Origin of the sequence: Leucobacter japonicus, from assembly GCF_001273855.1 — a bacterium.
In the GTDB taxonomy this organism is placed as follows: Bacteria; Actinomycetota; Actinomycetes; order Actinomycetales; family Microbacteriaceae; genus Leucobacter; species Leucobacter japonicus.
Genome location: NZ_JHBX01000104.1, coordinates 321,835 through 347,001, shown reverse-complemented (window position 1 = coordinate 347,001; position 25,167 = coordinate 321,835). Strand labels below are relative to the sequence as shown.

At 68.9% G+C, this 25,167-nt stretch carries 21 protein-coding genes; 10 read left to right on the top strand and 11 right to left on the bottom strand.

The window, feature by feature from the left end:
* Positions 1 to 2: 2 nt before the first annotated feature.
* Both AMS67_RS06025 and AMS67_RS06020 read left to right on the top strand, forming a co-directional pair.
* On the top strand, positions 3 to 1,151 hold the full coding sequence (locus tag AMS67_RS06025) for a carboxylate-amine ligase (RefSeq protein WP_053386543.1): 1,149 nt from the start codon (positions 3 to 5) through the stop codon (positions 1,149 to 1,151).
* A 73-nt stretch (positions 1,152 to 1,224) separates the two neighbouring features.
* The gene (locus AMS67_RS06020; RefSeq protein ID WP_053386737.1) at positions 1,225 to 2,202 is read left to right on the top strand and encodes a DNA topoisomerase IB; all 978 of its coding nucleotides are present in this window, start codon (positions 1,225 to 1,227) and stop codon (positions 2,200 to 2,202) included.
* 10 nt (positions 2,203 to 2,212) lie between these two features.
* On the opposite strand, the gene AMS67_RS06015 is transcribed toward AMS67_RS06020, so the two are convergent.
* Positions 2,213 to 2,761 carry a DUF6098 family protein gene (locus AMS67_RS06015; RefSeq protein ID WP_053386542.1) on the bottom strand — a complete coding sequence of 183 codons (549 nt, stop codon included), beginning with the start codon at positions 2,759 to 2,761 and terminating at the stop codon, positions 2,213 to 2,215.
* Positions 2,762 to 3,068: 307 nt separating this feature from the next.
* Between AMS67_RS06015 and AMS67_RS06010 the strand changes: the two genes are divergently transcribed.
* Complete coding sequence (locus AMS67_RS06010) at positions 3,069 to 3,335, top strand: DUF7218 family protein (RefSeq protein WP_053386541.1); 267 nt, start codon at positions 3,069 to 3,071, stop codon at positions 3,333 to 3,335.
* Positions 3,336 to 3,383: 48 nt separating this feature from the next.
* Positions 3,384 to 4,265 carry an SDR family oxidoreductase gene (locus AMS67_RS06005; RefSeq protein ID WP_053386540.1) on the top strand — a complete coding sequence of 294 codons (882 nt, stop codon included), beginning with the start codon at positions 3,384 to 3,386 and terminating at the stop codon, positions 4,263 to 4,265.
* A gap of 17 nt (positions 4,266 to 4,282) precedes the next feature.
* On the opposite strand, the gene AMS67_RS06000 is transcribed toward AMS67_RS06005, so the two are convergent.
* The 4 genes from AMS67_RS06000 to AMS67_RS05985 all read right to left on the bottom strand — a co-directional run bounded on the left by AMS67_RS06000 (position 4,283) and on the right by AMS67_RS05985 (position 9,428).
* The gene (locus tag AMS67_RS06000; protein ID WP_053386539.1) at positions 4,283 to 5,815 is read right to left on the bottom strand and encodes an ATP-binding cassette domain-containing protein; all 1,533 of its coding nucleotides are present in this window, start codon (positions 5,813 to 5,815) and stop codon (positions 4,283 to 4,285) included.
* A complete protein-coding gene (locus tag AMS67_RS05995; RefSeq protein WP_053386538.1) occupies positions 5,812 to 6,615 on the bottom strand; it encodes an ABC transporter permease in 804 nt (267 codons plus the stop codon). The genes AMS67_RS06000 and AMS67_RS05995 overlap by 4 nt, the downstream gene beginning before the upstream one ends.
* A gap of 77 nt (positions 6,616 to 6,692) precedes the next feature.
* Positions 6,693 to 7,736 carry an ABC transporter permease gene (locus AMS67_RS05990; RefSeq protein ID WP_306455243.1) on the bottom strand — a complete coding sequence of 348 codons (1,044 nt, stop codon included), beginning with the start codon at positions 7,734 to 7,736 and terminating at the stop codon, positions 6,693 to 6,695.
* Positions 7,737 to 7,778: 42 nt separating this feature from the next.
* Positions 7,779 to 9,428, bottom strand: coding sequence for an ABC transporter substrate-binding protein (locus AMS67_RS05985; RefSeq protein WP_053386537.1), 1,650 nt, complete (start codon positions 9,426 to 9,428; stop codon positions 7,779 to 7,781).
* 129 nt (positions 9,429 to 9,557) lie between these two features.
* Between AMS67_RS05985 and AMS67_RS05980 the strand changes: the two genes are divergently transcribed.
* The gene (locus tag AMS67_RS05980) at positions 9,558 to 10,118 is read left to right on the top strand and encodes a TetR/AcrR family transcriptional regulator (protein WP_053386536.1); all 561 of its coding nucleotides are present in this window, start codon (positions 9,558 to 9,560) and stop codon (positions 10,116 to 10,118) included.
* Between the two features lie 18 nt (positions 10,119 to 10,136).
* Here AMS67_RS05980 and AMS67_RS05975 read toward each other — a convergent pair whose 3' ends face one another.
* From AMS67_RS05975 to AMS67_RS05960, 4 genes are all read right to left on the bottom strand, one after another.
* On the bottom strand, positions 10,137 to 11,618 hold the full coding sequence (locus tag AMS67_RS05975; RefSeq protein WP_053386535.1) for an MFS transporter: 1,482 nt from the start codon (positions 11,616 to 11,618) through the stop codon (positions 10,137 to 10,139).
* Positions 11,615 to 12,961 carry a M20/M25/M40 family metallo-hydrolase gene (locus tag AMS67_RS05970; RefSeq protein WP_053386534.1) on the bottom strand — a complete coding sequence of 449 codons (1,347 nt, stop codon included), beginning with the start codon at positions 12,959 to 12,961 and terminating at the stop codon, positions 11,615 to 11,617. The genes AMS67_RS05975 and AMS67_RS05970 overlap by 4 nt, the downstream gene beginning before the upstream one ends.
* 34 nt (positions 12,962 to 12,995) lie before the next feature.
* On the bottom strand, positions 12,996 to 15,023 hold the full coding sequence (locus tag AMS67_RS05965; RefSeq protein ID WP_053386533.1) for an NADPH-dependent 2,4-dienoyl-CoA reductase: 2,028 nt from the start codon (positions 15,021 to 15,023) through the stop codon (positions 12,996 to 12,998).
* Between the two features lie 157 nt (positions 15,024 to 15,180).
* The gene (locus AMS67_RS05960) at positions 15,181 to 15,384 is read right to left on the bottom strand and encodes a cold-shock protein (protein ID WP_053386532.1); all 204 of its coding nucleotides are present in this window, start codon (positions 15,382 to 15,384) and stop codon (positions 15,181 to 15,183) included.
* 351 nt (positions 15,385 to 15,735) lie between these two features.
* On the opposite strand from AMS67_RS05960, the gene AMS67_RS05955 reads away from it, so the two are divergent.
* Genes AMS67_RS05955 through AMS67_RS05935 form a run of 5 tightly spaced genes read left to right on the top strand, consistent with a single transcriptional unit; the run spans position 15,736 to position 21,821 of the window.
* On the top strand, positions 15,736 to 16,689 hold the full coding sequence (locus AMS67_RS05955) for an NUDIX hydrolase (protein WP_053386531.1): 954 nt from the start codon (positions 15,736 to 15,738) through the stop codon (positions 16,687 to 16,689).
* Entirely contained in the window at positions 16,686 to 18,017 is a 1,332-nt protein-coding gene (gene nadA, locus AMS67_RS05950; RefSeq protein ID WP_082305325.1) for a quinolinate synthase NadA, read from the top strand. The genes AMS67_RS05955 and nadA overlap by 4 nt, the downstream gene beginning before the upstream one ends.
* Positions 18,014 to 19,762: an L-aspartate oxidase gene (locus AMS67_RS05945; RefSeq protein ID WP_053386530.1), complete on the top strand. Its 1,749-nt coding sequence runs from the start codon at positions 18,014 to 18,016 to the stop codon at positions 19,760 to 19,762. Before nadA ends, AMS67_RS05945 begins: the two co-directional genes overlap by 4 nt.
* Positions 19,756 to 20,604, top strand: a complete 849-nt coding sequence (nadC, locus tag AMS67_RS05940; protein ID WP_053386529.1) for a carboxylating nicotinate-nucleotide diphosphorylase — start codon at positions 19,756 to 19,758, stop codon at positions 20,602 to 20,604. The genes AMS67_RS05945 and nadC overlap by 7 nt, the downstream gene beginning before the upstream one ends.
* Entirely contained in the window at positions 20,601 to 21,821 is a 1,221-nt protein-coding gene (locus AMS67_RS05935; RefSeq protein WP_053386528.1) for a cysteine desulfurase family protein, read from the top strand. The genes nadC and AMS67_RS05935 overlap by 4 nt, the downstream gene beginning before the upstream one ends.
* Here AMS67_RS05935 and AMS67_RS05930 read toward each other — a convergent pair.
* Both AMS67_RS05930 and AMS67_RS05925 read right to left on the bottom strand, forming a co-directional pair.
* The gene (locus AMS67_RS05930) at positions 21,790 to 23,136 is read right to left on the bottom strand and encodes a DUF4192 family protein (protein WP_162230822.1); all 1,347 of its coding nucleotides are present in this window, start codon (positions 23,134 to 23,136) and stop codon (positions 21,790 to 21,792) included. The genes AMS67_RS05935 and AMS67_RS05930 overlap by 32 nt on opposite strands.
* A gap of 239 nt (positions 23,137 to 23,375) precedes the next feature.
* On the bottom strand, positions 23,376 to 25,166 hold the full coding sequence (locus tag AMS67_RS05925) for an FAD-binding protein (RefSeq protein WP_053386526.1): 1,791 nt from the start codon (positions 25,164 to 25,166) through the stop codon (positions 23,376 to 23,378).
* Between the last annotated feature and the right edge of the window lies 1 nt (position 25,167).

The window sequence follows — 25,167 nt, the reverse complement described above, 5'->3', positions numbered from 1 at the left end:
GCGTGGGCCGCGCGGACGGCGCGCGGCGGAGCTTCGGCGTCGAGGAGGAATACCTGCTGCTCGACGCTGAATCGGGCATCCCCGTCGATCGCGCCGCACAGGTCGTAGCCTTGCGTCCGGAGCTGCGCGGCGACGTCGATCGTGAGTTCTTCGCGAGTCAACTCGAAACGGCTTCACCCGTCTGCGCGTCGGGAGAGGAAGCTGACGAAGCCCTGCTGCGGTTTCGCGCGCTCGCGGGAGCTGCGGCGACCGAGGCCGGTGCAGTGCTCGCGAGCACGGGTCTACCGCCGATCGGGGGAGAACACGAGGGATCGGTCACGCCGAAAGCTCGCTACCGGGAGATCCGAGCGGAACTGCGCGCGGCAGCCGCGCACCAGTACGTGACGGGCACGCACGTGCACGTCGCCGTGCCCTCGCCCGATGCCGGGGTGATCGCCCTGCGGGGACTCGCCCGCTGGGCTCCGGCACTGCTCGCCATCACGGCGAATTCGCCCGTGTGGTGCGGCGAAGAGACCGGACTCGCGAGTTGGCGGCACATCAAGAGCATGTCGTGGCCGCTCGCGGGATATCCGCCGGAGTTCGCGGATGGCGCGGAGTACGAGCGAACGATCAGCACGCTCGTCGAGACCGGGGTACTCATCGATTCTGGTGTGGTGACCTGGGTCGCGCGGCTCTCAGAGCGGTTTCCCACCATCGAACTGCGGATTGCCGATGCGCAGTTGCGTGCGCAAGATTCGGTATCGTTCGCGCTCCTCGTGCGCGGACTCGTGGATCGCATCCTCACCAACGCTGAGTCGGGGAGCGCTCCGGGTTCGCTGGTTCCCGGGCTCGTCGACGGCGCAATCTGGATGGCGGCGCGCGATGGCCTCACCGGATCGCTGATCGACCCCGTCGACGGCGCCGCACGACCCGCGTCGGCGATGCTCGTCGAGATGCTCGCATTCGCGCTGCCGTCGCTTGAGGCGTTCGGCGATGCCGAGCGGGTCGGCACCTATCTCGAACAGTTGCGCACCACGGGCGGGCCGGCGCAACACCAGCTCACGGCGTTCCGTGAGGGTGGTGTGAACGGGCTGCTCGCGCTCTACCAAGAGGCACAGGGTCAGGCACCCGCGCACGAGCCGTCGCCGTCAGATCCGCACCCCCATGGGTGATGCTGCAGGCGGGGCCTCCGAGGGGCCCCGCCGATCCCGGGCGTCGAACCGACGCGGACGCCGCGGCGAACAGATCACGCGCGAGCGATCGGGCGATGCCTTCATCTACCGCCGGGGCGGGCGGCGCGTGACTGCGACTAAGGAGATTGCGCGGATCGAAGCACTGGCGATCCCGCCCGCCTGGAATGACGTGCGCATCGCCCGCTCGCCCGCGGCGAAAGTGCTCGCGCGCGGGATCGATGCTGCCGGCCGCACGCAGATGATTTATCACCCGAAGTTTCGGCAGCGCCGGGAACGCGAGAAGTTTGCGCGCCTGGGCCGTTTCGGCACCGCGCTTCCGAAACTACGATCGCGGGTCGACCGTGATCTGCGCCGTCGTCGGCTCAGTCGCGAGCGCGTGGTCGCCTGCGTGATTCACCTGATCGACCTCGAGTTCTTCCGCGTCGGCAACGCCGAGTACGCCGAGCAGCACGGGAGCTACGGCGTCACGACGCTGCGTGAGGAGCACATCTCGGCCACCGGCAGCTCGGTGCGCTTCGACTTCGTCGGCAAGAGCGGCAAGCGGCACGAACGACGCGTCGCCGACGCTCGAGTCGCGCGCCTGATCGCGCGTCTCGAGGAGCTTCCGGGCGCCGAGGTGTTCAGGTTTCTCGAAGACACGGGCGTTTCGCGGCGAGTGCGGAGCAGCCACGTGAACGCGTATGTGAAGCGGGTCATGGGCGAGGAGTTCACGGCGAAAGACTTTCGCACCTGGGGCGGCAGTCGCATCGCGCTCTCCGCGCTGCTTGAGCAGGACGAGTCGGAGTTCGCGACCGAACGGGCCGCCGCAGCCGCGGCGCGCGTGGCCGTACAGGCGGCGTCGGAGCGACTGGGCAATACTCCGACGGTGACTCGGACGTCGTACATCGACCCGAGAGTGCTCGCTCTGGCGGAGGACGCCGAGGCTCGGGCTCGGCTTCGGAAAGCGCGAGAAAAGATGCGGACGCGCGCGCATCTCAGCGTCGACGAGCAGTGCTTGCTCGTGCTGCTCGCGCGGCGCGCGCAAGGGTAAACCTCGCGGCCTACTCCGCCGCGCCGACGGCGTTCACGGCGTGCGCGAACCGTTGGTGATAGCGGTCGCCGGCCTCCTCGATGGCGGCCTCACCTAAGACGCCGATCGTCGCCGCGTCGGCGAGGAGAGGCGCTCCATCGGGCCCACGACCCACGACTCGCCCGCTCACCAACCACAGCGCATCGGCGTCGAATGGGGCCGCTGCGAGGTGAGTGATCTGCCTGGCGAGCCAATCGCCGACCGGGCGATACCACCACTCCTCCGGTTGCAGCGGGTGAGTGGGCACCCCGGGCAGCGCGAGGCCGCTTTCGGCATCGATATTGACCAGGCCACTGAGGCTCGGCTCATGCGCTGCGATCACGTGCAACTGGGGGTGGCGTCGCAGCAGAGATTCCACCTCGTAGAGCGAGTCGATGCTGCGCGAATGTCGATCATCGTCGGGCGTCTGCGGTGCGGCGAGTCCGTCGACCCAGACGTGATCGTGGCCGAGCGGTTCGAGGTACTCGAGCCCGAAATCGAAGGGTACGTCTGCTGCGCCACCCGGCATCACGAGTCCCACGTTGAATCCTCCCGTTCGTGTCGTGCGAGCTTACCGGCACTTCAAGCGCGGCGCACAGCGCACCGGCGAGAGTGGTGATCGTTGCTGTGTTGACGATGGTATGAGCGCTGCCCCAGGTGAGACGAGCCCCTTGCGTATCACCGTGCGAGGCGGTTACCGTCTGGAGGCGCCGCGCAGTCGTTCGAGACGTACGGCATTCGATGTCGCAAGCGACCAGAGGCTAGCAACGCCGCGTGGAGCTGTCGAGGCCCTGCTGAGGTGGCGAGACGCGGCGTAGCGTCGAGTGCACACGACGAAAGGACGACGCATGCCGAAGTCGAAAACCCCCCAGCTGAAGGATCCCGAGCTGTACGGTCGCCTGCGCGATGAGGGCAACTCCGCCGAGAAAGCAGCGCGAATCTCAAACGCTGCCGCAAAAGAGGGCCGTTCGAACATTGGCCGTCGCGGCGGTAACGCTGAAGATTACGAGGATCGTACCGTGCCTGAACTGAGCCGTCGCGCGAAAGAGCTCGGCCTCAGCGGGTACTCCGGGCTGCGCAAGACAGAGCTCATTGAGCTGCTGCGCGACCACTGACATCTCTCGCTGACGCGCGGCAAACCGACGATACGAAGAGGAGTATGTATGACCCCGAATCTCGATCCCCGCACGAAGTACCCGAAAGCGCCGCTGCCCCAGCAGGAGCAGCCGAGCCAGCCAGGACTCACGCAGCCGATGCAGCCGCAGCCCGACCATGGCGAAGACACCTATCGGGGGAGCGGTCGTCTGGCCGGGTATCGCGCCCTCATCACCGGCGGAGACTCGGGCATCGGTCGCGCCGTCGCTATCGCATACGCACGCGAGGGCGCCGACGTTGCGATCGCCTACTTACCCGAGGAGCAGGAGGACGCCGAGCAGACACTGGCTCAGATCGAGCACGCGGATCGCAAGGGCGTGCTGCTGCCCGGTGACCTGCGTCATGAATCGGACTGCATCCAGACCGTCGAACGCGCCGTTCAAGAACTCGGTGGCCTCGACATCCTGGTGCTGAACGCGGCGACCCAGCGCGAGCGCGAGGACAATGCTGCGATCTCGCGAGACGCGGTCGAGCAGGTGTTCGCAACGAACCTCGTTGCCCCGATCCTGCTCTTCCGCGAGGCCGCACCGCACTTGCAGCCGGGAGCTAGCGTCATCGTCACGGCATCGGTGCAGGCTTACCAACCATCCCCTGACCTGCTCGATTACGCCATGACGAAAGCGGCACTGGTTGCCTTTACTCACGCCCTCGCCGAGCCGCAAGGGGAACGCGGGGTGCGGGTGAACGCGGTCGCGCCTGGGCCCATCTGGACACCACTGATTCCGGCGACGGGCTGGGACCAGAAGCAAGTGCATTTTGGCGAAGACACTCCGCTCGGGAGACCCGGGCAGCCTGCCGAGCTTGCGGGTGCCTATGTCTACCTCGCCTCTGAGGAAGCGTCGTACGTGTCAGGAGCCGTAGTCCCGGTGACTGGCGGCAAGCACCTGTAATCGTGCGCCGCCGCGCCTCACGTGAGCGCGAGCATCTCGCGCGTGAACGGGTGCTGCGGGTTCGCGAAGACCGCCTCCGTCTCGCCGCGCTCCACGACTTCGCCGTGCTGCATGATGATCAGCCGGTCGCAGACGGTGCGCACTGCGGCGAAGTCGTGCGAGACGAATACGATCGCGACCGCGTGGTCTCGCTGTAGCGAGCTCAGCAGCTGGAGGATGCCGGCCTGCGTCGCCACGTCGAGCGCCGAGACCGGTTCGTCGCAGACGAGCATGTCGGGCCGGGCTGCCAGTGCGCGGGCGATCGCGACACGTTGGCGTTGGCCGCCCGAGAGCGTCACCGGGAAGCGATCGAGCAGCTCGGCTCCGAGGCCGACTTCGGCCAGCAGCTCCTCAGCGGTGCGCCTGGCGCCAGACGCATCGGCGCGCACGGACGTTTCAATGATGCGGCGCACGCGCCAGCGCGGGTCGAACGTCGCGAGGGGATCCTGCGGAATCAAGCGGACCTGCATCGCCGCGTCGGTGCGTTCGAGACGACCCGTATCCAGGCGCTCGGCACCGGCGAGGATGCGTGCGAGCGTAGTCTTGCCAGCGCCTGATTCGCCGACCACGCCGATGGCCTCGCCGCGCCGCACGTCGAGGTCCACGCCGAAGATTCCCGCGCGATCACCCGTCGGGGTGGCGAACTGCCGGCTCGCTCCGATGAGCGCGAGCAGGGGAGCGCCGGGATGCGCGGTGGGGCCGGGCTTCGGTCCGTGCGGGGTGGCAGCGACCAGCGCACGTGTGGCGCGGTGCTGCGGGCGGTGCAAGATGTCGTCGGTTGCCCCCGCCTCGACGATCCGACCGGCGTCAATGACGAGAATGCGATCGGCGAGCTGCTCCACGCTGCGCAGGTCGTGGCTGATGAACAGCACCCCGGTGCCGCGATCCCGAATCTCAGCGAACAGGCCGAGCACGCGGGCGGCGGTGGTCGGGTCGAGCGCGGTCGTGGGTTCGTCGGCGATCAGGATCGCCGGGTCTCCCGAGAGCGCTGCCGCGATCAGGGCGCGCTGACGCATGCCGCCGGAGAGCTCGGGGGAGCGCTGCCGCAGACGGTCGGCGGCGCCGGGCAGCCCCGCTTCGGTCAACGCGGTGATGACGCGTGACCGACGCTCGCTGCGCGGCACCCCGCGGATTGCGAGGGTCTCGCCGACCTCGTCACCGATGGTGCGCAGCGGATCGAGCGACTGCAGCGCATCTTGCAGCACGAGGCCGATCGCGTCGCCGCGTACGGACCGCCAGGCTCGCTGCGACGCGTTTCGCAGTTCGCGGCCGTCGACGATGAGGCGATCCGATGCGACCGACCAGTTCGGCTGGGCCTGCACGAGCCCCAGGAGCGCGCGGGCGAGCACCGACTTGCCGGCGCCCGACGCCCCCACGACGGCGACGCACTCGCCCGCGGCGACCGAGAACGAGATCGCTTCGAGTACCGAAACGCGATGGCGCCCGCGCCCGAGCCCGACCTCGAGGCCGGCGACCTCGAGCACGGGAGCGGCGCTCGCGACCGCATTCATGCGCGGCCCCCCTTCGCCAGGGCGCGGCCGATCACCGTCAGCGCCGTCGCGGTCACGACGATTGCGAGACCGGGGAAGACGGTCATCCACCACGCGGTCGTGAGATACACGCGGCCGGCGTTCAGCATGGCTCCCCACTCGGGCGACGGCGGTACCGTGCCGAGCCCCAGGAAACCGAGCGCGGAGACCCACACGATCGCCTGCCCGACCCCGAGCGTCGCCGCCGAAACGAGCGGCCACGCCGCGTTCGGAGCGATGTGGCGCACGAACCTGCGGGGCGCCGAGACCCCGTCGAGACACGCCCACTCCACGTACCCACTGGCTGCCACGCGCCGCGCGGTGCCGCGGAGCAGGCGTGCGTACCCGGGGATCGTCGCGAGCCCGATCGCCAGAATCGAGGCGCGCGGACCGCCGCCCATGACCGAGATGAAGAGTAGCGCGAGCACGAGCGTCGGCAGTGCGAAGAGCACCTCGAACACGCGCGCGAGTGCCGCGTCGACCCATCGCGGGCCCACGCCCGACGCGAAGCCGAGCACCGCGCCGATGCCGACACCGATGGCGGTCGCTGCGAGCCCGATGCCGAGCGACGCGCTCGTGCCGTGCACGATGCGGGCGGCAATGTCGCGCCCCGATTCGTCGGTGCCGAACGGGTGCGCCCACGAGGGCGGTCGGAACGCGTCTGCCGGGTGGATCGCGAGCGGGTCCGTGGGCGCGAGCACCTGCGGCGCGACGACGGCGAGCACCGCGATGGCGAGCACGAGCAGGCTGAGTGCCCCCGGCCACCCGAGTGCAGTCCACACCCGGCCTCCGCGGGGGCGCCGTCGGGTGACGCGTCGCGGCGAGAGGCTCCCTGGAGACCCGTTCAGCTGCCCGCCGCTCACAGCGTCACCTCACGGTCAGCTCGCACCCGCACCCGCACCGCCGGATCGATGAGCCGTTCAGCGATGTCGGCGAGCAGCATCACGGCGACATACAGCAGCGCGATGATCGAGACGACGCCCATGACCACGGGCACGTCGCGCACCGACGCGGCTTCGAGCAGCAGGCGGCCGAGCCCCGGGCGAGCGAACAGCGCTTCGACCACGACCGCGCCGCTGAGCAGCGACCCGTAGGCCCAACCCGAGAGTGCGATCGCCGGGAGCGCGGCGTGGCGCAGCGTGTGCGCGAGCAGCACGCGCGTCTCACTGGCGCCGCGAGCGCGAGCGGTGGTGGCGAAGGGTTGTGATCCGGCCTCCTCGAGTGAGCCGTGCATCACGTGCGCGAGATAGCCGGCGATCGGAATCGCGAGGGTCAGCACGGGCAGCACGAGCGACGCCGGGGCGTTGCCCGCGCTCGTCGCCGGGAACCAGTGCAGCGCGCCGGCGAAGATCAGGATGCCGACGGCACCGAGGAAGAACTGCGGGATCACTGACGAAACAGTGGCGATCCCGGAGAGCGCGGCCCGAGTCGCACGCCCCCAGCAGCCGCGACCGAGCACCCCGAGCAGCGCGCCGGCCAACGCCAATGCCCAGGCCACGACGAGTGCGAGCGTCGAGATGAGCACGGTCGGCCAGAAGTTCGCCGCGAGCAACCCGCTCACCGGTTGCTTGCGCGCGTACGAGTCCCCGAACTGCAGCGTCGCGGTGTTCCAGAGCTGCGTCAGGTACTGCACCGCGATCGGCTGGTCCAGGCCGTAGGCGATGCGCGCCCGTTCGAAGGCCTCGGGAGTGGCCTGCGAGCCGGGCCCGCCCATGATCGCCTCCAGCGGATCACCCGACACGCGAAGCGCGATGAACACGATGGTTGCGGTGATCCAGACCACGAGCACCGCCGAGCCGACGCGGCGCAGCACCGCGCCACCGATGCGTCGCGCCCGGAGGCGTGAGGCTTCGGCGCGCGGTGCGTCGCCCCGCGACGTGCGGGGATGCTCGGAAGTGCTCACTGCAGCAGTGTGCCGTATTCGGGGCTCCGAGTGTGACCTCGGTTACTTCGTGAGCTTCGCGTTGATGAACGTGGGCGTCGCGATCGTGCCGAGCGTCGTCACCCCGGTTGCACCGTTGACGAGGAAGTGGTTCTGCTGATCGTAGAGCGGCAGGATCGCGTAGCTCTCGAGCACGCGCTCCTGCGCGTCGGCGTAGATCGCGTCGCGCTTCGCCGTGTCCTGCTCGGCGGCGGCCGCGTCGAGGAGCTGGTCGAGCTCGGGGTCGTTGAGCTGCGCGTGATTCGCGAAGTAGCCCGATGGTGCCGGCGTGATGCCGTCCGAGTGGTAGAGGAAGCGCAGCACGTCGGGTCCGACCTTCGTGTACGGCGCGTCGACGGCCTCGTACTCGTTCGCACCGAGCTTGCCGTACCAGGTGCTCAGGTCGACGGGCTCGAGCTGCACGTCGAAGCCGACTGCGGCCGTGTTCGCCTGGATCTGTTCGAAGAGGGACTGCTCCGCGGCGACCGACTGGTTCGTGCTCACTGGGAATCGCACGGTCAGTCGCTTCCCGTCCTTCTCGCGCACGCCGTCGCTGCCGGCGGTCCAGCCGGCGTCGCCGAGCAGCTTCGCCGCGGCCTGCGCATCCGTGGTGAAGAGGCCGTCGTCGGAGGTCGCCGCGGGTTCCGTGCTGGCGAGGGGGGAGAAGCTCTGCGCCGCGGTGCCCTGGAAGAGCGACTCGATGCCCGGGCTCGGATCGGCCGCGCGCACAAACGCCTCGCGCACCCGGATGTCGTCGAACGGAGCCTGGCCCGTGTTGAGCTCGATGCGGTTCACCGAGCCCGGGCGGGGGGCGTCGATGTGGGTGAAGCCGGCGCCGTCGGCGGCGACGATATCGCTGGGCAGCGGGTTGTCGATCACGTCGACCTCGCCCGAGGCGAGCGCCGACTGACGCGTCGCGGCATCGGGGATGAAGCGCCACTCGATGGCGTCCAGGTACGCGGCACCATCGTGGTCTGCCTCGGGGCCCGGCGTGCGGTAGTCGTCGTTGCGCACGAGCGTCACGCTCTGCTGCGGCTTCCAGCTGTCCACGATGAAGGGGCCGGTGCCGATGGGCGCCTGGCAGTTCTCGTCCATGCCGCGCGCGATCCCGGCAGGAGACTCGATGGCGTTCCACTGCTGGCTCAGCGATTCGAGCAGCGCGGAGTCGGGCGACGACAGGTGGAACCGCACGTGCGTGGCATCGACGGGCTCGACGCTCTGCACCTTCGACACGGCGAGCACGCCGGTCGACGACCCGGTATCCGGATCTTGCAGGTGCTCGATGTTCGCTTTGACGGCCTCCGCGTCGAACGGTGTGCCGTCGGTGAAGGTGACGTCGCTCTGCAGCGTGAAGTCCCAGGTGAGGCCATCGGCGCTGGTGGTCCACTCGGTGGCGAGCCACGGCGTGATGGTGCCGTCGGCATCGCGGCCCACGAGCGGCTCGAGGTACTGCGTCGAGATCAGGGCCTGCGGGTAGTTGCCGCCGACGTGCGGGTCGAGGCAGGTGGGCTCGGCGTCGCCGGTCGCGTAGACGAGCGTGCCGCCATCCTCCGTTTCCGGTTCCGCGGTGGTGCCGCCCCCGGCGCACGCGGCGAGGGTGAGAGCGCTCGCCGCCGCGATGGCGGTCAGGGCAAGCGTGCGCGGAAGTGTGCGGGGGCGGTGCTGCGAGGCCATGCGGCGGCTCCTCGGGTTCGGGCGATCCACTGTTGTTGGATTGAGTTCAACAAGCCGAGTGTAGTCGATCCGCGCGCGTACGCGCATCTGCGCGGCAATTCACGGATGATCGGCCGATACAGTGAGAGCATGTCTTCGACTCGTGGGCGCCCGCACGCCTCCTCTCGCGAGATGCTCGCGGATGCCGCGTGCGAGCTCTTTCTCGAGCGCGGGTACGAGGCGACCTCAGTGACCGAGGTGACTCGCCGAGCGGGTGTGAGCCGATCCAGCTTCTTCAACTACTTCGCGTCGAAGTCCGAGATTCTCTGGTACGTCTTCGACCGTCGGATCGCGGCGCTCGATGCCGCTCTTGCCGACGCCTCGGTACCGGTCGCCACGGCACTGCGCGTGTTCGCGTCGGGGGAGCACCCCGACGCGCTCGCGCTGGCGGTCGCCGAAGCGCGCACCATGGGGGTGGAAGTCGAGCTGGCGGCCGGGCGCGCGGAGCGCCAGCTCCGCATCGCAGACCTGGTGGGAGCTCGGCTGCGGCGAGACGGCGTCGACGCCCTGGTCGCCGAGATTCAGGCCGCGGGGTACGCCGCCGCGCTCGTGAGTACCGTGTGGCGCTGGGCGCACCTCGGAGCCGGGAGACACCAGCTCAACGCGCTGCTGCTCGACTCGCTCGACGCGGCCGACACGGTCTTCGCCTAGACGAATCGCAGTGCGGGATCACCCCGCCTGCGACGGCGACACCGGTTGCGGTACGCTCTCCCGATCGCGGAACGCCTGCTGCGGCACGACGAACCTCAACGCGATGGCGGCGACCAAGGCTGATCCGCCGCAGACGCACCACACGATGACATAGCCGGTGAACGACCCCGCGGTGCCCCCGCCGGCCTCAGCACCCGTGGTTCCTGCAGCTCCCGCGACGCCGTGCATCAGGGCGATCCCGAAGATCGCGGAGGCGATGGCACCGCCGACGGTCTTCGTCGAATTGGTGAGGCCGGTCGCGACGCCCGTGAGATGATCCGGTGCGCCGGCCGCGGCTGCTGCGGGCAGTGCGGCGACCAACGCGCCCGAGCCCAGCCCCGCGATCATCATGTTGGTGACCATGTGGGTGTAGGTGTCGTGGAACGGGAGGAAGAGCAGATAACCGATCGCGACGAGCAGCGCGGCCCCCGCGAGCGTGTTGCGGGGCGTGTTGAGCCGGGCGACGAACGGGTAGAGCAGCGCGCCGATCACCATCGCAATGAGGTACAGCCCGATGACGAGCGACGTGGCGAAGCCGCCGATGCCGAGGCCGTACCCCGCTGACTCGGGGTCGGTGCGAATGAACGTCGACAGGGGCGCTTGAGCGCCGAGCACGCTCATGCCGAAGAGGGCGGCGGTGACGAAGACCGGAGCGAGTGCCGGCGAACGGAACATGCGCACGTCGATCAACGGATCGGGGTGGCGCAGCTCCCAGCGGGCGAATGGCACGACGAGCACGAGGCCGAGCACTACGACCGCCCAAGCGAGCACACTGCCCACGCCCTGCAGGCGCAGCAGGCTCAGGCCGCCGGTGAATGCCAGGAGCGCCACGGTGATGAGCATGAGGCCGACGTAGTCGAGGCGGCCGCCGAGCTGCTCGGGCGACTCTGCGACGCCGAAGGCGATCACGAAGAAGCACAGGGTGACGAGCACTCCCGGCACCAGCAGCACGCCGAAGATCGGGAACGAGTCGATCAGCTGCCCGCCGATGAGTGCTCCCGAGATCGCGCCGGCCTCGAGCGCGGCGACGAGAATGCCGGCGGCGCGAGCGGTGAGCAGTGAACGGCCGTCGCGACCTGAAGTGCGCGACCAGATGAGGGCGATTTCGAGCGGCAGCCAGACGACGTAGACGCCCTGAAGCGTCCACGCGGCGAGGAAGAGTGGGAAGGTCTGGGCGAACGGCAGCGCGAGGCTTGCGACGGCGGTGATCGCGGTTGACCAGAGCAGGATCCGCTTGTGCCCGACCATGTCGCCGAGCTTGGCGAGCGCCGGCACGACCAGCGCCGACAGCATCAACTGCGAGCCCTCGAGCCAGTTCACATCGGCATCGGGCACGTCGAGGTGACGCGCGATGTTCGAGAGCATGGGCGTGTAATAGCCCTGCAGAAACCCGCTCGTGAACTCGACGAATGCGAGGAAGCCGACGATGCCGGCGAGTACGCCGAGCCGCACGCGGGTCATGCGGCCGATTCCCTGCCGGGCAGGCTCTCGATGAGGCTGCGGTGGAATCGGGCGCCCCGCTCGAGTTCGTCGATGGCGACTCGTTCATCGACGCCGTGGATGGTCTCGCGGAGCTCGGCCGACATCGCGAGCGGCGCGAAGCGGTAGACCGCGGGTGCGAAGCGATGGAAATGCCGGGAGTCCGTGGCGGCCATCATGATGTACGGCACCGTTTCGGCCGCCGGATGCGACTGGCCGACCGCGCGCGCGATGAGCCCGAACTGCGTGTTTTCGCTCGACGATTCGGGTGAGGGCTCTTCGCCGTCGACGACCTCGATGGTGACCCGCCGGTCGGCGATCCGTCGGCGAATGCGGTCGGTGGTGCGCGCGACCGATTCGCCCAGGGCGATGCGCAGATTCACCGTGGCGCTCGCCTGCGAGGGGAGCACGTTTGCCGCGGTGCCCCCTTCGAACATTGTCGGGGCGACCGTGGTGCGCACCATCGCGGCGGGTTCGCCTCCGAGCCGCGCGAACACCCGTGCGGTGAGCCAGGGCTTCGCCGCCAGCAGACGGTACAGCGGTCGTGCGGCACCGCCCGAGCGCGGTGCGAAGCGCGCGAGCATGCGAGTGACCCCCTCTGGGGCGTGCGCGGGGAACGTGCCGGGCGTGAGGCGTCCGACGGCTCGTGCGATGCGTGCGACCGCGGTGAGTGTCGGAGGGGCCGAAGCGTGGCCGCCGTCCCCTCGGGCGCTCAGCCGCACCGTCATCGGCCCTTTTTCACCGACACCGACCATCGCTGCTTGCCCACGCACGAACGGGAGCGGGGCATCGACCACGGCCCCGCCCTCGTCGAGCACGAGCCAGGGGGTGATGCCGCGTTCCTGGAACGTCTGCGCAATGGTGTACGCCGCCTCGCCGAACGTCTCCTCGTTGCCGCCGAACGACAGGTAGACGTCGCGCGCGGGCACGAAACCGTCGGCGAGGAGCGCTTCGACGGCCTCAAGCACGACAAGCAATGGGCCCTTGTCGTCGAGTGCGCCGCGGCCGTAGACGAAACCATCGGCAATGCGTCCGTCGAACGGGGGATAGGTCCACGCATCGGAGGCATCGACGGGTACCACGTCGAAGTGCGCCATCAGCACCACCGGGTCGAGCGCGGAATCGGCGCCGCGCCAGTGGAAGAGCAGCCCGAGATCGGTGATGCGCTCGCGCTGCAGATCGGCATGCACCCTTGGGTAGAGCTCCTCGAGCAGCGCGACGAAGGCCTCGAACGGTTCGGCCCCGCGCTCGTCGATCTCCGCCGACACCGTCGGAATCTGGATCATGCGCGAGAGGCGCTCCGCTGCACCGGATGAGCTCGTCATGGCATCACCGTATCCGATCGTCGTGGCGCGGCGGTCACAGTGCGGCCGCGAGTCGAGTGCCCTGATCGATGGCCCGTTTCGCGTCGAGCTCGGCCGCCACATCGGCGCCGCCGATCACGTGCGACGTGCGCCCCGCCGCGAGCAGCTCATCGTGCAGCTTGCGGGCCGGATCCTGGCCGGTGCACAGCACGATGGTGTCGACCTCCAGGGTGCGCAGGGCGCCATCGATGTTGATGTGCAACCCGGCGTCATCAATCGCGAGGTATTCCGCGCCGGCGATCATCTGCACCCCGCGTCGCGCGAGTTCGGTGCGGTGGATCCACCCGGTGGTCTTGCCGAGGCCGGCACCGAGCTTGCCTGATTTGCGCTGCAGCATTACGACCGAGCGCCTCGGCCGAGTTTCCACTGCAACGGTGAGCCCGCCCGCGCGCGCGTACTCCGCGTCGACGCCCCAGTGCGCGAGGAACCCCGAGACATCCCGCGGATCTTCAGCGTGATCGGTCGTGAGAAACTCGGCGACGTCGAAGCCGATGCCGCCGGCGCCCAGGATCGCAACGCGGTCGCCGACGGGCACGCGATCGCGCAGCACGTCGAGATAGCCGACGACGCTCGAGTGGCCGAGCCCGGCGATGTCAGGCCGTCTCGGCTGCACGCCCGTGGCAAGGACGACCTCGTCGAAGGCCGCGGCGTCGAGATCGGCGGCGCTCACCCGCTCGCCGAGGCGCAACTCGACTCCGGTTTCGGCGATCCGGCCCGCGAAGTAGCGCAGGGTCTCACGGAACTCGCTCTTTCCCGGCACCTGCAGCGCCACATTGAGTTGGCCGCCGATGCGCGAGTCGGCCTCGTAAAGCACGACCTCGTGGCCCCGGGATGCTGCCGTGGTGGCGCACGCCAACCCGGCCGGGCCTGAGCCGACGACCGCGATGCGTTTGCGCTGGGTGGTGGGGGCGATGACCAGCTCGGTCTCGTGAGCGGCGCGCGGGTTCACGAGGCACGAGGCGACCTTGCCCGCGAAGGTGTGATCGAGGCAGGCCTGATTGCAGCCGATGCAGGTATTGATGCGCTCCGGAGTACCGGCGGCCGCCTTTGCCACGAACTCGGGGTCCGCGAGGAAGGGGCGAGCGAGCGACACCATGTCGGCGCAGCCGTCGGCGAGCAGCTGCTCAGCCGTCTCGGGAGTATTAATGCGGTTCGTGGTGATCAGTGGGATCGACACGGCGCCCATGAGTCGGTGCGTGACCCACGAGAACGCGCCGCGCGGCACTGAGCTCGCAATGGTCGGAATGCGCGCCTCGTGCCACCCGATACCGGTATTGAGCAGCGTCGCGCCGGCGGCTTCGACATCGAGCGCGAGCGCAATGACTTCGTCGAGCGTGGACCCGTCGGGCACGAGATCGAGCATGGAGAGGCGGTAGATCAGGATGCCGTCGTCGCCGACCGCCTCGCGCACCCGCCGCACGATCTCACGCGGAAAGCGGCGGCGGCGTTCGGCATCACCGCCCCAGCGATCATCACGATGATTCGTGTGCGCCGTCGCGAACTCGTTGATGAGGTAGCCCTCCGAGCCCATGACCTCGACACCGTCGTACCCGGCTTCGCGGGCGAGCCGAGCCGTGCGGGCAAAATCGTCGATGGTGCGCTCGATCTCGGCATCGTTCAGTTCGCGCGGCGTGATGGGGGAGATGGGGGCCTGCACGGGGCTCGGTGCCACGATATCGGCGTGCGCGCCGTATCGGCCGGCGTGCAAAATCTGGAGAAGGATGCGCCCGCCCACCTCGTGCACGGCGTCGGTCACCAGGCGGTGGTCGGCGACATCGTTTGCGTCGGTGAGCATTGCGGCATGAGCGGTCAAGCGGCCCTCGGCATTCGGCGCGACCCCGCCGGTGACGATGAGCCCCGCACCAGCGGCGGCCCGTTCGCGGTAGAACGCGGCGAGGCGTTCGAAGCCCCCGGGAAGCTCTTCAAGGCCCACATGCATGGAGCCCATCAGCACGCGGTTCGGGAGGGTGATGTCGCCCAGCTGCAGTGGGGCGAGGAGGTGCGGGTACGTCTGCGTCGACATGGAGCTCCGGGTGTTCTCGGATCGGATCGCCCGGCCGTGCGGCACGAGCGCGATGCTCCGAATGTAGCGATGCTCTGAAAACCTGTCGACACAAATGTGCCGAACATACAAAAACGAGGTGCGGGGGAAACCCCCGCACCTCGAATGTTCGCGCGACTTAGAGTGCGCGGATGTTGCTTGCCTGCAGGCCCTTGGGGCCCTGCTCGACGTCGAATTCGACCTTCTGCTCTTCGAAGAGGTCGCGACGGCCGTTGCCCTGGATCGCGCTGAAGTGCGCGAAGACGTCGGATCCGCCGTCATCGGGCGTGATGAAGCCGAAGCCCTTTTCGGAGTTGAACCATTTCACGGTGCCGGTGGCCATACTGTTTTCCTTCATGTTGCTGGTCGCAGACGCGACCGGGGTGCCACGGCGACGGCGCCGACGTGGAGACTGGTAGCGTGCCGCATCGCTGCGGCAAATAAAACGTGCTGGAGAATCCCTACGTTCGGCATTACTGGTCTTACTCTGTGAGCCTATCCCACGGTGTGACATGGCGCGAGCGTCGGCTACGTAATCGTTACCTTGGGTGACGATTGTTCATTCGACTTGACAGGTGCGCGATCGCACGTGATGCTACTTACAGTCACCGTGACTCTAAGTCACGTAATCGCGTCGATCGCCTGATGCCATCAGAGATTTGCGCGCAAGGTCACCGCGAACCCGGGAGCAGCGATGCAATACGCAGAGTCGAGTGCGAGTGCACGGCGCACGCTGCCGCCTGCCGTGGCGGTGTCGAGCGTCGCTTTCGCGCTGCAGCCGCCCTCCGGCGCGTTGCGATGCGGCGGGAGCGGCCTTCCGAGTATCGACGCCGAGCTCGACGACGCTGCACCGTCGCTCTGGATTCCGCTGGTGCGGCGCATCCGCGAGCCCTTCCGCGGGCAATGGGCCCTGCCGGGAGGGCCGACGCACTGGGATGAGACTCTCGCCGACACCGCCCTGCGCTCGATTCGCGACGCCGCGGGGCACGACCCCGGCTACCTCGAGCAACTGTACGCATTCGGTGGCGTCGAACGGTCGGCCGACGCGCAGCGTCTCGTGACCATCGCCTATTGGGCGCTCTTTGGCGAGGCCGATCTGGTGAGCGCGCCGTCGCTGCCTCCGGCCGACGCACCCTCCGCGACGGCGACGACTGCGGACACGTCGGATGCTCGTGCGGGCGCGGACGATGGACAAGGTCGAGAGGCCCAGCGCTGGGATGATCCGGCACCGAAGCGTGCGTCGGTGCGCGTCGCACCCCTGCCGCGAGACCGAGACGTGTCCGATGAACCAGGAAACGTCGCGTGGTGCGCCGCCGACCGGCTCCCGGAACTCGCCTTCGACCACGCCGAGATCGTCGCCTACGCGCTGGCGAGATTGCGCAGCAAGACCGCGTACGCCGCAGTCGCGCACCGTTTCCTCGGGCCCGTGTTCACAATCGCGCAGTTGCGGGCCGTGCACGAGGCAGTGCTGGGCCACGCCGTCGAGCCGGCGAACTTTCGACGGCAGATGCTCGCTCAGGGCACCCTCACCGACACCGGAGCGCGCGAGGTGGGCACTCCCTACCGACCCGCGCGGCTCTATCGCTTCCGCGAGGAGGCGGCGCCGAGTTTTCCCACAGATCGTCCCGAACCGAGGAGTCGACCATGACGAGCGTGCACGAATTGATCCGCGGTGCTGCGGCGCGCGAGCGATCCGCAACTGGGCGCCCCGCCGCTCCGACATCGCCGCACCGCAAGCCGATCGCGTTGCGAGCGACCGGAGCGTCGAGCTGCGATTCCGGGCTGGTGCAGGATCCCTGGACCATCGACCGCGCACCCGGGTACGGGCCGGGGGCGTCGAACGTCGACGTCATTCCGGGTGACGCACCGCGCCAGGGGGCGCTGCCGGCGCGATACACGTCGGCGAGCGATGCCGAACTGCACGATTGGATCGTCGCCGCGCGGGCCGCGCTCGGCAACCGCGTGCAGATTCTCGGTCACTTCTACCAGCGCGACGAGATCGTGCAGTACGCCGATTTTGTGGGCGACTCGTTCATGCTCGCGCAGGCGGCGAAAGGCAGCCCCGAAGCAGAGGCGTTCGTGTTCTGCGGTGTGCACTTCATGGCCGAAACCGCCGACATTCTCTCGGGCCCCGAGCAGGCCGTAATTCTGCCGAACCTGGCAGCCGGATGCTCGATGGCCGACATGGCGACGATCGAGCAGGTCGAAGACTGCTGGCGCGAGCTGACGGCGGCGCTGCCCCCGGCGGAGAGAGGCGGCCTGCAGCCGGTGATCCCGGTGACGTACATGAACTCGTCGGCCGCCATCAAGGCATTCTGCGGACGCAACGGCGGAATCGTGTGCACGTCGTCGAATGCGCGCACCGTGCTTGAATGGGCCTTCGCCCGTGGCCAGCGCGTCGTGTTCTTCCCCGACCAGCATCTCGGGCGCAACACCGCGAAGGCGATGGGCATCGGAGAAGAACAGATGCCGCTCTGGCGCCCCCATCTTCCGCTCGGCGGCAACACGGCGGAGCAACTCACTGATGCGCGCGTGATCCTGTGGAACGGATTCTGCTCCGTGCACAAGCGCTTCACCGTGGCACAGATCGACCGCGCGCGCGAAGAGTTTCCCGGCGTTCGCGTGATCGTGCACCCCGAGTGCCCCGCCGCCGTCGTCGAAGCCGCGGATGGTGCCGGATCGACCGAGTACATTCGTCGCGAGATCGAGAACGCGGAGCCCGGCAGCGTCATCGCGATCGGCACCGAGATCAATCTCGTCAACCGACTGCAGCAGCAGCACCCCGAGCTGACGATTTTCTGCCTCGACCCGGTCGTGTGCCCCTGCTCGACCATGTATCGCATCCACCCCGCCTACCTGGCCTGGACGCTCGAGTCGCTGCTCGCCGGCGAAACCCCCAACCGCATCAGCGTGAGCGACGCGGTTGCGGGTGACTCGCGAGTGGCGCTCGAGCGCATGCTCGCCGCGAAACCATGATCATCGTCGGCACCGGTGTCGCCGGGCTCTCGGCGGCGCTCGCCGCGCTCGAGCGCCATGCCGACGTCACGGTCGTCACCGAGGGCGACCTCGATCACGACCCCGAGGGGAACACCCCACGAGCGCAGGGCGGCATCGCGGCGGCGATCGGCGCGGGGGATCGCCCCGCCGATCACCTCGCCGACACCCTGGCGGCGGGGGCGGGGCTCGTCGACCCCGGTGCGGCCGAAGTGCTGACGCGCGAGGGAGCCCGCATCATGCGGGGGCTGCTGGCGGACGGATTTGACGCCGATCGCATGCCGGCGCACGGTCGCGCGGGCGGTGAGCCGGCACTCGGGCTCGAAGCGGCCCACGGTCGCGCACGCATTGTGCACGCGGGCGGCGATCGGACGGGAGCCGTGCTGCACGCTCACCTGGCCGCGCGGGTGCGCGCTGCGGCGAGCGCGGGGCAGCTCAGGCTGATCGAGCGCCGTCGGGTGCGGTCTCTCGTGGTCGATGCCGGTACCGTGCGCGGCGTGGTGCTTGCGGCGACGGGCTCGGCGCGCGAGGAACGGGTGTTCGACGACGCGGTGGTGCTCGCGACCGGCGGATACGCATCGCTGTTTCCGGTGAGCACGAACCATCCGTCGTCGGTGGGGCACGGAGTCGTGCTTGCCGCGCGGGCGGGTGCGATGCTCGCCGACTTGGAGTTCGTGCAGTTTCATCCGACCGCGCTCGTCGCTGCCGGCGGCGGCTCCTTTCTGATTTCTGAAGCGGTGCGCGGGGCCGGTGCAGTGCTGCGCGATGACGCGGGCGCGCGATTTCTTGAGGGGCAGCATCCGCTGGCAGAGTTGGCGCCGCGTGACGTCGTGGCGCTCGCCACGCACCGTGCGTTGCGCCGCAGCGGCCGATCTGCGGTGTGGCTCGACGCAACCGGGATCGAACGAGCCGGAGGACCAGGCACCCTTGCTCGTCAGTTCCCCGCCATCTCGCGCGTGCTGGCCGACCTCGGGTTCGATTGGCGCAGCGACCCGGTACCGGTCGCCCCTGCGGCGCACTACACGATGGGTGGCGTTGCGAGCGATCTCGACGGGCGCACGAGTGTGCCCGGACTGTTCGTCGCAGGTGAAGTCGCGTCGACCGGCGTGCACGGAGCAAATCGTCTAGCGTCGAACTCGCTGCTCGAAGGCCTCGTCTTCGGCACCCGGGCGGGTGCCGCCGCTGCGGCGTATCGTGCACGTCTCGACCCGTGGCCGGTGCGCGGCGCGGGAATGGCCGGACTGATTGCGGAAGCGGCAGTGGTGGAGATCCCGAATATGCCGACCGCGGATGAGAGCGGCAGCTCGAGCGTTCAGCCCAGCGAAACCTCGATTGAGTCACCCGTCGTCGCACGGGCGAAAGCTTCGGAAGTGCTCTCCGCACTCTCTGAGACCATCGGTGCGCAACTCGGAATCGAACGCGAGGCTTCGGGGCTGGCGGAAATGCGTCGCAGCGCTGCGCACGCCATGCAGACGAATGATGTGCACGTGGTGAACCGGGCAGCGCTCGCCGCAGCGATTGCCCAGGCGGCCGATGTTCGCGAGGAATCGCGCGGGGCCCATCGCCGCGCAGACTTTCCGCAGGTCGACGAGCGGTACGCGACGCGTCGCGCGCTGTGCTGGGTCGACCGCGCGGGTGCCGGGGCACCTGCCGTGTCCTCCCGAACACACCCATTCGTGAGCGGCGAACCTGCCGCTCAAGCACCGAGGAGCGTTTCCGCATGCTGACTGCTGCCCTGATCGAAACGGTCGTGCGATCCGCACTCGCCGAAGACGCGCCGTGGGGGGACCTCACCGTCGAACTCGCCATCGCCGAGGACGCTGTGCTCGACACCCATCTGGTGGCTCGTGAAGCGGGAGTCTTCGCCGGTGGCGCGCTCGTGCGTGAGGCGTTTCGGCAGCTCGACCCCCGGGTCGCCGTGACTGACCTCGTTGCAGACGGGACGTCATTCGCAGCGGGGGACACCCTCGCGCGAATCGCGGGGCCGGCACGGGGGGTGCTGACGGCTGAGCGTGTGGCGCTGAATTTCGTGCAGCGTATGAGCGGCATCGCGACGCTCACCGCGCAGTTCGTGAGCGCTGTCGCGCACACGTCGGCGCGGATTGCGGACACGCGGAAGACGACTCCGGGGCTGCGGGCGCTGGAGAAGCACGCCGTGCGTGCCGGTGGCGGCTCCAACCATCGATTCGGGCTCTCGGACGCGATGATGATCAAGGACAACCACCTCGCAGCGCTCGGTGCGCATGATGCAGACTCGATTACGTCAGCGCTGAGTGCGCTGCGCCAGCGCGCGGGGCATACGACGTCGATCATTGTGGAGGTCGACGACCTCTCCCAGCTCGACGCCGTGCTCAACGCCAATGTGACGGGAATTCTGCTCGACAATTTCTCAACCGATGATCTTGCGGTGGCGGTCGAGCGGATCGCGGGGCGCGTGGTCGCCGAGGCCAGCGGGGGCGTGTCGCTCGATACCGTCGCCGGGATCGCCGAGAGTGGCGTCGATGTGATCTCGGTGGGCCAGCTGACGCACGGTGCACGTGCACTCGACATCGGTCTCGACGCCGCATGAACGCGGATGCGGATGCGGGTGCCACGAGTCACTGGTACCTCGATGCCGCTGCGACCGCACCCTTGCGCCCGGAAGCTCGCGCTGCGATGGTGGCGGAATTCGACGCCGGCGCAGCGAACCCGTCGAGCGTGCACCAGGCCGGATATCGAGCGCGGGCGTCCGTCGATGCTGCCCGTGCCGGGATCGCGCGTGCGTTCGGTGCTCGGCCGAGTGAGGTCGTCTTCACCTCTGGTGGAACCGAGGCGAACAACCTCGCGATCATTGGTCTCGCACTTGCGAATCCGCGTGGCCGACACGTCGTCACCTCTGCGATCGAGCATCCGTCGGTGCTCGAGAGCTGCCGCTACCTGGAGCGCGTATTCGGTTTCTCGTGCGAGGTGTTGCCGGTCGACTCCGACGGTCGTATCGACCCCCGTGATGTCGCACGATGCGTGACCGACCGCACCGCACTGGTGTCGATCGGACTCGCCAATGCTGAAATCGGCACCGTACAAGACTTGCCGAGCATCGCCGCGATTACCGCATCGCAGGGCGCGCTGCTGCACTGCGACGCGGTGCAGGCGGCAGCATCGCTGCCGGTCTCGTTCGGCATGGGGCAGCCTCACGATGGGTGGCCGGGGCCGGGCATCGACGCGTTGACGATCGCTGCGCACAAATTCGGTGGGCCGCAGGGAATCGGTGCGTTGCTGGTGCGGCCCGGGCTCGCGATGGAGCCGTTGCTGCACGGAGGCGGACAGGAAGGCGGCCGGCGCTCGGGAACCGAAAACGTTGCGGCCATTGCGGGGTTCGCTGCTGCCGTGCGCGCATCGCACGCCGACGTCGGGTCACGAGGCGTCGCACTGTTGGGATCACGGGAAACGCTGATTGCGCGCGTGCTGGCCGAGGTGCCGGGCGCGCAGCTCACCGGCCATCGCGAGGAGCGCCTCCCCGGCCACGCCTCATTCGTCATTTCCGGCGTGAGCGGGGAGTCCTTGCTCGTCGCACTCGATGCCGCCGGAGTCGCCGTATCGTCGGGGTCGGCCTGCGCTGCCGGCTCTGACGAACCATCGCCGGTGCTGCTGGCGATGGGGATCACGCCCGAGCTGGCGCAGACCGCGATTCGGTTCACGCTCCCGACGGTGCTGCCGAGTGCGGTGATCGACCGTGTGCTGGCAGTGCTGCGGTCAGAAGTCAGTGCTCGAACGGTCATGCGGCCTCCGGCTCCACCAGCGGCGTAGTCGACCTACCGGCCGCTCCGGCGACAAAGCGCGCGTACAGCGGCTGGTCGGTCAGCCGACGCAGCATGCGGAGCAGCGGATCATCGGGATCGATGGCCTGCGCTGCATCGAGTTGACGCTGCGCCACCGACTGCGTACCGCTCAGCCACCACACCCAGGCACTGAGCCCCAGGAGCCCGGGTCGCAATGTCTCTGGAGTGAGCGAGAGCGCCTCGCGCAAGCGGGCGCGCAATTCGGGAAGGCGCTCATGCGCGGTGAACTCGGGGCAGATGCTCGCCAGCAGACGATAGACCGACCAGCCCGGCGGAGGCGCATGCAGCGCACTGCGGCACACTCCGTCAGAGTCAGGCTCTCCGTGTGCGCAACGCCCGACCCATCCGGCTGCAATCGCCGCGGATGACTGAGGGCGCGAGGCGGGTGCGATGCCCAGGTCGACATCGAGCTCAATCGGGATTCCGATGAAGTTGCCGAGCGGATGCTCTCGCCCGAGTTCGACGGGGAACTCTGGGCGGGTGAGCAGGCCCAGAGCGAGTACGAACCAGCGGCTTGGATGTGCGGCGGCGCGGATGAGGCGCGCCACGGCGTCGGCATCGACCTCGGCATTCTCGAGGAGCCAACGTGTGACCGCAGCCGTCTCCGTCATCCACCCGAGCGCATACTCGGTGAGGTTCCCGGTCTCGGGCAAGTGCGGGGGGACACCAGCCGAGACCGGGAAATCGTGGGGCAGAACGCGGTCGAGTGCTGCACCGACCGCTTCCGCCGAATCTGGATCTGGCTCGGGGATGACACCGAGGCGTGCCAAATCGCGGGGCTCGGCGCCGTGGGAGCGGGCTTCGTGCGCGACGGGGCTCTCCGCGATCTCGCTGAGGGGTCTGCCTTCGCGAGGCGCACGCGCGTCGAAGAAGCTCACCCAGGCGTCGGCGGCGAGCACGCAGAGTTCTTGCACCGGCACCCGCTCGCGACGCAGTCGGCGTTCGATGCGTCGCGCCAAGCGCTGTTGCGGCGGGGAGTCGGGGGAGTCGGCGAACCGTTCACTGGTCGCAATGACGATGGCGAGTGCGCATCGCGTGCCGCGCGCCGTCGAGATGTCTCGCGACAGACCGCAGATGAAGTCGAGGAGCGCCAATGTGTCGCTCGGTGAGTCGCGCGCCGGTAGGTCTGCGCGCACTGCCTGCCCGGAGCGACTTCCGTCGAAGCACACGATAAAGACGCTGTCGGTTGCGGTGAAGCCGGTGAGATGCGGCAGCGCCGCGAGGAAGTCGGCGGTGCCTTGGCACCGCACCACGGGGCGTGAGTCGAGTACGTCTGGGGTCATGCGTCGATTCTGCGCGGCCGCGGAACGCGTCGATGCGTTGTCCACAGGACGCCGACAATGGGGCCGGTGAAGTCGGGAAACTCCACGAATGTGAGCGCATGACCCATTGCCTGCGGTTCCGACGCGCGCCGGAGCGCATCGACGGAGGCGGCGAGGCCCATCACACGCCTGCGGCCGCCGACGCGACCGAGCAGATGTGCTCGGCCTCATCGGCGGCCGCAGGCGGTAACGTGCGAGCGCTACTCGACGAGCTTGCCCTGCACCGAATCGTCGGCATCGGCGTAGGCGAGATCACGGAACGACTCGGGAGCCTCGGGGAGTGGCTCGAAGACCGCGCCGCCCTCGGGCGTCCAGACGAAGTTGCCCTGCAGCGCCGCATCCTGCTCCGGGAAATCGGAGCGGTTGTGGCAGCCGCGCGTCTCGCGGCGCTCGCGAGCGCACTCGAGTGTCGCGCGGGCGGCAAGCATCGAACCGTACAGGTCGAAGGCGTGCGCGAGATCGTCGAAACCGGCGATATCGGGGTGCGCTGTGACGCGATCCACTCGCTCCTGCAGGGCGTTGAGCTTTTCGAGGCCGGCGGTGAGGCCCTCCTCGCTGCGCACCACGCCGACGTGCTCGGTCATGAGGTCTCGCAGCGCACGCTGCAGGCGGCGCGGGCTCTCGGTGCTCTTGCCCGCTGCGCCGTCGCCCACGAGCAGATTCTGCATCTCGGCGCGGGCCTCGGCGACGGCGGCCGGGTCGCGACGCACCTCGGTGAGCCCGGTCACGTAGTCAGCGGCGTCCCCGCCGGTGATGCGTCCGTAGACGAGCAGCTCGATGAGCGAGTTGCCGCCCAGGCGGTTCGCGCCGTGCAGGCCGCTTGAGGCCTCGCCGATGGCATACAGTCCGTCGACGCCGGTGCTGTGCTCGTCGGGCGTCACCCACACGCCGCCCATGGAGTAGTGCGCAGTCGGGGCGATTTCGATGGGCTGCTCGGTGATGTCGAGCATCTGCAGGTCGATGAGCGTGCGGTAGACGCGCGGGAGCTTCGAGAGGATCTGCTCGCGCGGCAGGTGCGATACGTCGAGGTAGACGCCGCCGTTCGGGGTGCCGCGCCCCTCTGAGATCTCGGTGTAGCTCGCGAGCGCCACGCGGTCGCGGGTCGAGAGCTCCATGCGCTCCGGGTCATAGCGCTCCATGTAGCGCTCGCCGAGCGAGTTGCGCAGAATGCCGCCCTCGCCGCGAGCTGCCTCCGAGACGAGGGTGCCGGCTGCGTCGGCCGGTTCCAGGATGCCTGACGGGTGGAACTGCACGAGTTCGGCATCGCGGATCTTGCCGCCGGCGAGTGCCGCGAGTCGGAACGAATCGCCCGTGTTCTCGTCTCGGCGCGACGAGGTGTTGCGCCAGATGCGCGTGTGACCGCCGGCCGCGAGAATGACGGCATCCGCGTGGATCACGACGGGCGCGCCGTCGACGATGTCGAAGCCGTAGGCGCCGAAGATCTTGCCCTCGCTGACGAGCAGGCGGGTGATGTAGACGGTGTCGATGATCTGCACGCGCAGTTCGGAGGCGCGGCGCATGAGGGTGCGCTGGATCTCGAGGCCGGTGTAGTCCCCGGCGTAGGCCGTACGGCGATACTTGTGCGCGCCGAAGAATCGCTGGCTGATGCGGCCGTCGGCCTCGCGAGCGAAGGGCATGCCCCAGCGCTCCAGGTCTTCAATGCCGCGTGCGGCGTTGCGCGTCACGGTTTCCACGATTGCGGGATCGGCCAGGAAGTACGATTCGCGCAGCGTATCGGCGGCATGCTGTTCCCAAGAGTCCTCGGGGTCCATCGTGCCGAGCGCAGCATTGATGCCGCCTGCGGCGAGTGTGGTGTGCGCGTCGTGGGCGCGGCGCTTGCCGACGGCGAGCACCTGCACGCCGCGTTCGGCGAGTTCGATGGAGGCGCGCAACCCGGCGCCGCCCGTGCCGATGACGAGCACGGAGGTGGAGAGGAGACGTTCGCCGCGGGCGGTGCCTTGGGCGTCGACGGTGGGGGATGAGGTGGTCATG

Coding starts and splice junctions, on each gene's coding strand:
- AMS67_RS05930 (WP_162230822.1), bottom strand. CDS start 23,136: ATGACCCCAGACGTACTCGACTCACGCCCCGTGGTGCGGTGCCAAGGC.
- AMS67_RS05935 (WP_053386528.1), top strand. CDS start 20,601: ATGAACGCGGATGCGGATGCGGGTGCCACGAGTCACTGGTACCTCGAT.
- AMS67_RS05975 (WP_053386535.1), bottom strand. CDS start 11,618: ATGACCCGCGTGCGGCTCGGCGTACTCGCCGGCATCGTCGGCTTCCTC.
- AMS67_RS05980 (WP_053386536.1), top strand. CDS start 9,558: ATGTCTTCGACTCGTGGGCGCCCGCACGCCTCCTCTCGCGAGATGCTC.
- AMS67_RS05970 (WP_053386534.1), bottom strand. CDS start 12,961: ATGACGAGCTCATCCGGTGCAGCGGAGCGCCTCTCGCGCATGATCCAG.
- AMS67_RS05960 (WP_053386532.1), bottom strand. CDS start 15,384: ATGGCCACCGGCACCGTGAAATGGTTCAACTCCGAAAAGGGCTTCGGC.
- AMS67_RS05945 (WP_053386530.1), top strand. CDS start 18,014: ATGATCATCGTCGGCACCGGTGTCGCCGGGCTCTCGGCGGCGCTCGCC.
- AMS67_RS06010 (WP_053386541.1), top strand. CDS start 3,069: ATGCCGAAGTCGAAAACCCCCCAGCTGAAGGATCCCGAGCTGTACGGT.
- AMS67_RS06000 (WP_053386539.1), bottom strand. CDS start 5,815: ATGAATGCGGTCGCGAGCGCCGCTCCCGTGCTCGAGGTCGCCGGCCTC.
- AMS67_RS05955 (WP_053386531.1), top strand. CDS start 15,736: ATGCAATACGCAGAGTCGAGTGCGAGTGCACGGCGCACGCTGCCGCCT.
- nadC (WP_053386529.1), top strand. CDS start 19,756: ATGCTGACTGCTGCCCTGATCGAAACGGTCGTGCGATCCGCACTCGCC.
- AMS67_RS05985 (WP_053386537.1), bottom strand. CDS start 9,428: ATGGCCTCGCAGCACCGCCCCCGCACACTTCCGCGCACGCTTGCCCTG.
- nadA (WP_082305325.1), top strand. CDS start 16,686: ATGACGAGCGTGCACGAATTGATCCGCGGTGCTGCGGCGCGCGAGCGA.
- AMS67_RS06005 (WP_053386540.1), top strand. CDS start 3,384: ATGACCCCGAATCTCGATCCCCGCACGAAGTACCCGAAAGCGCCGCTG.
- AMS67_RS05965 (WP_053386533.1), bottom strand. CDS start 15,023: ATGTCGACGCAGACGTACCCGCACCTCCTCGCCCCACTGCAGCTGGGC.
- AMS67_RS05925 (WP_053386526.1), bottom strand. CDS start 25,166: ATGACCACCTCATCCCCCACCGTCGACGCCCAAGGCACCGCCCGCGGC.